The organism is Candidatus Protochlamydia sp. W-9, from assembly GCF_001950615.1.
GTDB lineage: Bacteria > Chlamydiota > Chlamydiia > Chlamydiales > Parachlamydiaceae > Protochlamydia > Protochlamydia amoebophila.
Genome location: NZ_BCPZ01000284.1, coordinates 1 through 1,646, shown reverse-complemented (window position 1 = coordinate 1,646; position 1,646 = coordinate 1). Strand labels below are relative to the sequence as shown.

Sequence of the window (1,646 nt, the reverse complement as noted above, 5' to 3'; positions counted from 1 at the left end):
AACATCTAGATTTAAGCTATTGCAATAATCTCAGTGACGCTGGGTTGGCCCATTTAACACCTTTAACGGATTTGCAGCATCTCGAACTAAGCAGATGCTATAAACTCACCGATGCAGGATTAGCCCATTTGACACCCTTAACGGGTTTGCAGCATCTCGACCTAAGTCAATACAAATATCTTACTGATGATGGATTAGCGCATTTGAGATCCTTAACGGCTTTGCAGCATCTAAATTTAAGCGATTGTAGGAAACTCACCGATGCTGGATTAACCCATCTAACATCTTTCACGGCTTTGCAGCATTTAGATCTAAGCAATTGCTGGCCACTCACCGATGATGGATTAGCGCATTTGACACCTTTAGTGGGTTTGCAGCATCTAAATTTAAGCGATTGTAGGAAACTCACCGATGCTGGATTAGCCCATCTAACATCTTTCACGGCTTTGCAGCATTTAGATTTGAGGGGATGTGAAAAAGTCACGGATGCGGGATTAGCTCGTTTTAAAACTTTAGCAACTTCACTCAATCTAAAAATTATTAAATAAAAAACTTTCAATAAAAAAGAGAAACCTGGAGTCAAAAATAAGAATACTTTGTCCTAAAAAGATAAGGTTTTAGGATAGCTTTGAATGGGTTTCATTTTATTTTTTTTAGCTATCCTAAGTGATGGTCGGTTGATAAATTACGTACGAAATTTAATATATTCATTCTATTCAGATAGGCAAAAATGGTAAAATTTAAATCTTTTTTGATTGCATTCTCATCGACATTTTTATAATTTGAGTTAGTTAAATATTGATTTGAAGTGCCTGTGAAAGGGGGTTATCTAGTCTTTTAGACTGAAGGTTGTTTAGCTAAATTTTAGTCTTGTTCATCGAAAAATTTTGTGATCATTTGCGGAATTAATAACTATCGTAGCTTTTTCCAAGTCGAAGGTTAGTTGCCTTTATATGCTTTGCAAGCAACAACCTATAGAAATAAGAGTAAAAAAAGAATGATTGTCTTAATCAAAAACTATTTGCTTTGATCAATAATCTTACCGAACCCTACTATTCTTTTCTCTATCTAATCCACCTTTTTCATAAAAATTAAAATTATATGAGTTTTACTTTCTTTACTCATGCTTTCTTCAAAATGCACTGAGTACAAATTTAACTGATTAAGATTCGGCAAAAGGTCTACGAAGGGAGGGTTAACTTCATTTTTATCTATTTTTTGATATATTCTATTTCTTTGAAATTCTGCTCTTTTACCTTCTCCTTTTTCATGATAAAATGCCGGATTATTTAAGCGTATTTTTTGGCGTTTACAAGCATAGAACTGTTTGTATAGTGCCTTCAAAATGAGCGAATATTTTTCTTAGATAAACGTCTCAATGGGAATTAATAAAGTTTAATGAAATTTTATCCTTAAATTAGTTGAAGATGCTAAAGTTTTAAAACGTGCTAATCCATCATCGGTGAATTTCTTATATTGGGTTAGTGCTAGATGCTGCAAAGCCGTTAAGAGTTTCAAATGCACTAATCCTGCATCGATGAGTTTATAGCATCTGCTTAGTTCGAGATGCTGCAAATCCGTTAAAGGTGTTAAATGGGCCAACCCAGCGTCACTGAGATTATTGCAATAGCTTAAATCTAGATGTT

Annotated in this window: 2 pseudogenes; one reads left to right on the top strand and one right to left on the bottom strand. The window is 34.1% G+C overall.

Annotated elements, in window-relative coordinates:
• Positions 1 to 548: pseudogene (locus tag BU804_RS08380) on the top strand (leucine-rich repeat domain-containing protein); the annotation flags it as partial.
• A gap of 847 nt (positions 549 to 1,395) precedes the next feature.
• On the opposite strand, the pseudogene BU804_RS08370 reads toward BU804_RS08380, so the two are convergent.
• Positions 1,396 to 1,646: pseudogene (locus BU804_RS08370) on the bottom strand (hypothetical protein); the annotation flags it as partial.